This is a genomic window from Amycolatopsis sp. NPDC006131 (assembly GCF_040614175.1).
Classification (GTDB): Bacteria; Actinomycetota; Actinomycetes; order Mycobacteriales; family Pseudonocardiaceae; genus Amycolatopsis_E; species Amycolatopsis_E tucumanensis.
In genome coordinates this window covers 1-3,886 of the sequence record NZ_JBEXTX010000225.1, presented here as the reverse complement: position 1 = coordinate 3,886, position 3,886 = coordinate 1, and the positions used below count along the sequence as shown (strand labels likewise).

The following is a 3,886-nucleotide window of genomic DNA, read 5'->3' as shown; positions in this document are numbered from 1 at the left end:
GTCAAGGCACGCTTTCCCGCCTTGACAAGCCTGCTCGGCGACTGAAACACACTCAGGGAGAGGGGGCGGGGGTGGTCGAAGGTGACCTTCCGGCGCCGCAAGGCGCACCGCCCGCAGGGCGGACTCCCCGCCGTGTCAGGCGACGGGATGACCACCCGGCTCCGGTGGGGTTGGACCCCAGGTAACCCTTGTGGTTCCGGCCGATTACACTGAACAGGTTGTCTCGGCGAGGCGGGCTCCATGCTGCACCCGGTGCCCGACGTGATCGACGCGGCGGCTTGAGGTCCGCTGCTCGAGCATGTCCGTGGAACTCGCCGCCGATGCGACCACCCGCCATCTGCGCCGCCACGCAAAATTGTTTGAAGGAGTGCTACACCGTGTCCGAGGTACGTCTGTCCGCCGAGCCCCGCACCGAGTTCGGCAAGGGCGCCGCGCGCCGCACCCGTCGCGCCGGCAAGGTTCCCGCCGTGCTGTACGGCCACGGTACCGACCCCCGCCACCTGGCCCTGCCCGCTCTGGAGTTCGCCCGCGTCATCCGTGAGAACGGCAGCAACGCGGTCCTCACCCTCAGCCTCAACGGCGACACCGAGCTGGCCCTGACCAAGACGGTCACCGTGCACCCGATCAAGAACTACATCGAGCACGTCGACCTGCTGGTCGTCCAGCGTGGCGAGAAGGTCACCGTGGACGTCCCGGTCGTGCTGACCGGCGAGCCGGCCCCGGGCACCCTGCAGGTGCAGGAGGTCGACACCCTGTCGATCGAGGTCGAGGCGCTGCACATCCCGGAGCAGTTCGAGGTGTCCATCGAGGGCGCCGAGGCCGGCACCCAGATCCTCGCCTCGCAGGTCACCCTGCCCGCCGGCGCGGTCCTGCTGACCGACCCGGAGAGCCTGGTCGTCGCCGTCAACGAGGCGCAGGCCACCTCCGCGGAGCCCGCCGAGGAGACCGGCGACGAGGCGGCCGAGAGCGCCGCCGAGTAAGTGAGTTCGGACGTTCCCGGGGCCGGCGAGCTGGTTCTGCTCGTCGGCCTCGGCAATCCCGGCCCGCGTTACGCCGGCAACCGGCACAACGTGGGTTTCATGGTGCTCGACGAGCTCGCCGCCCGCGTCGGCGGCAAGTTCAAGACCCACAAGTCCGGCGGTGAGGTCCTGGAAGGGCGTCTCGCCGGGCGTCGCGTCGTGCTGGTCAAGCCGCGGTCGTTCATGAACGTCTCCGGCGGCCCGGTCGCGGGCGCGGCGAAGTTCTACAAGGTCGACCCGAGCGGCGTCGTCGTCGTGCACGACGAGCTGGACGTGCCGTTCGGCGGGCTGAAGCTCAAGCTCGGCGGCGGCGAAGGCGGCCACAACGGGCTGCGCTCGATCAGCAAGTCCCTCGGCACGCGTGACTACTACCGCGTGCGCTTCGGCATCGGGCGGCCCCCTGGCCGGATGGACCCCGCCGATTTCGTGCTCAAGGACTTCTCCACGGTGGAGCGCAAGGACCTCCCGCTGGAGCTGGACCGGTGCGCCGACGCCGTCGAAGCGCTGATCGGCAAAGGGCTGACAGCGGCCCAAAACGACTTCCACGCTGGGTGAGCGTCAGTCACCCACAGGTGTTCCTCTCACCGCTCCATGGTGTTCCAGGGGGACAAATGCTCTTCCGGAGGTTTGATCCGGCGGCTAGGACGGGATTAGGGAAGTTGTCCCGTCCACGCTGAACTGGAGCACTCCACATGTCCCTTTCCGCCGAAGACGTTTATCGAGTCGAGTTCGGTAACGCCCCCATCGGCCGGCGCGGGTACGCCAAGCACGAGGTCGACGAGTTCGTCGAGCGCATCGCCAGGACCCTGGTGGGCGAGGACGACCTGACGGCCGCCGAGGTGCACCACGTCATGTTCAGCAAGCCGCTGCTCGGGAAGCGGGGCTACGACGAGCGCGAGGTCGACGAGTTCCTCGACCAGGTCGAAGACGAGTTCGCCCGCCGAGGCGGCCGCCCCTACCCGGTGCCCGAGGCCCGGACGGTCACGCAGGCGACCGCACCACGCGCGGAAGGCGACCCGGCCGAGATCCCGAAGGTGACCCTCACGGAGTGAGCAGCCGCCGAACTCGCGCCTGAGCGCAGACCACACCCCCTGGAACGTGGGGCTCGCGCACACCCGGCGAGCCCCACGCCCAGCGAGCCCTGCGCCCGGCCCCGCGAACCCCACACCCCAGCGAATGAACTCCCCACCCGGGCCGGGTGGGGCGGCGGTCAGGAGGCGGCGTTCTTCGCGATCGCGTCGGCGTACTGGACCGCCGTCGCAGCGCGTTTGACCTTGCCGGACGGCGTCTTGGGCAGGCTGCCTGCCGGCAGGACGACCACCGCGTACGGCCGCGCGTCCACCGCGTCCCGCACCCGCGCCGCGACCTCCTTTTGCAGCCTCCGCTCGGCCTCGGCGTCGCCGGCCAGCTTCGACTCCAGCACCACCGCGAACCGCTCCCGGCGCGTCCCCGCGTCGATCCGCACGGCCACCGCGTTGCCTGCCCGCACCCCGTCCACGGCGGTCGCGGCGCGTTCGATGTCCGTCGGGTAGATGTTGCGGCCACCCATGATGATGACGTCCTTGCGGCGCCCGCAGATCACGATCTGCCCGTCGACCAGGTACCCGAGGTCGCCGGTCGCGAGCCAGCCCTCGGCGTCCTGCGTCGGCTTCGGGCCCTCCATCGTCAGGTAACCGGGCGTCACGGCCGGGCCGGTCAGCTGGATCTCCCCGACCTCGCGGTCGCCGAGCACCTTGCCGCTGTCGTCGACGATCCGCGCCTCCAGCCCGTCCAGCGGGCGGCCAAGCACGGCGAACGAGCGGACCTCCTCGGTCCCGCGCCGCGGGTCGCCCTCGGGCACCGGCACCGCCCGGTTGTCCGCCTCGAGCGCGTCGGCCTCGATGACGTCCAGCGTCAGTCCGGTGAACAGCGGCGCGAACGACACCGCGAGCGTCGCCTCGGCCATGCCGTACGCGGGGAACACGCACTCCGCGGGCATCTTGAACCGGGCGCCACCCTCGACGAACGACTGCACGGCCGACTCGTCGATCGGCTCGGCCCCGTTCAGCGCGATCCGCAGCGTGGACAGGTCGTAAGCGTTTTCGTCCTCCACCCGCTGCAGCCGCTTGCCGACGATGGCGTAGGCGAAGTTCGGGGCCGCGGTGGTGGTGGCGCGGTACTTGCTGATCAGCTCGGGCCAGATCAGCGGCCCGGTGAGGAACTCGGCCGGGGTGATCTTGATCAGCTCCACGCCGAACGTCATCGGCACGGTCAGGAACCCGACCATGCCCATGTCGTGGAAGGTGGGCAGCCAGGACACCATGATGTCCTTCGCGAAGTCGAACTCCGCCCGCTCCACCATGGCCTTGACGTTGGTGTAGAGGTTGCCGTGGGTGATCCGCACGGCCTTCGGGTCGGCGGTCGAGCCGCTGGTGAGCTGCAGCAGCGCCAGGTCGTCCTCGCCACGCGCCACCGGCTCGGCGATCGGCTCGCCCTCGAACAGGTCGGTGATCATCCGGAACCCGATGTTGTGCTCGGTGAGCACCGGCGCGAGCGCGTCGAACGGCTCGCCGAGCACGACCAGCTTCGCGTCGATCATGCCCAGCACCTTGACCGTGTCCTCGGCCCACAGCGCGAGGTCGGTGCGCGGGGTGGGCTGGTGCAGCATCGTCACGCTGCCCCCGGCGAGCCACACCGCCTGCACCGTCGGCGCGATCAGCGCGGGCGCCCCGGCCAGTACGGCGACGGCGCTGCCCGGCTCCAGGCCGCCCGCGACGAGCGCGCCGGCCATCCGCCGCGCCTGCTCGTGGACTTCGGCCCAGGTCCGGCGCACCGGCTCCTTTCATCGCCCGCTCGTACATGTCCCGCACGACCGACTTCGGCTTCAG

At 70.4% G+C, this 3,886-nt stretch carries 3 protein-coding genes and 1 pseudogene; 3 read left to right on the top strand and 1 reads right to left on the bottom strand.

Features of this window, described 5'->3' with window-relative positions:
* Positions 1-377: 377 nt before the first annotated feature.
* The 3 genes from ABZ215_RS43460 to ABZ215_RS43450 all read left to right on the top strand — a co-directional run bounded on the left by ABZ215_RS43460 (position 378) and on the right by ABZ215_RS43450 (position 2,071).
* Positions 378-980 carry a 50S ribosomal protein L25/general stress protein Ctc gene (locus ABZ215_RS43460; protein ID WP_020419428.1) on the top strand — a complete coding sequence of 201 codons (603 nt, stop codon included), beginning with the start codon at positions 378-380 and terminating at the stop codon, positions 978-980.
* Complete coding sequence (pth, locus tag ABZ215_RS43455) at positions 981-1,574, top strand: aminoacyl-tRNA hydrolase (protein ID WP_020419429.1); 594 nt, start codon at positions 981-983, stop codon at positions 1,572-1,574.
* 137 nt (positions 1,575-1,711) lie between these two features.
* Entirely contained in the window at positions 1,712-2,071 is a 360-nt protein-coding gene (locus ABZ215_RS43450; protein WP_020419430.1) for a DivIVA domain-containing protein, read from the top strand.
* Between the two features lie 158 nt (positions 2,072-2,229).
* On the opposite strand, the pseudogene ABZ215_RS43445 reads toward ABZ215_RS43450, so the two are convergent.
* Positions 2,230-3,840, bottom strand: a pseudogene (locus tag ABZ215_RS43445) (fatty acyl-AMP ligase); the annotation flags it as partial.
* Positions 3,841-3,886 lie beyond the last annotated feature (46 nt).

Excerpts from the sequence above, each read along its gene's own strand:
- ABZ215_RS43450 (WP_020419430.1), top strand. The coding sequence starts at position 1,712 with ATGTCCCTTTCCGCCGAAGACGTTTATCGAGTCGAGTTCGGTAACGCC.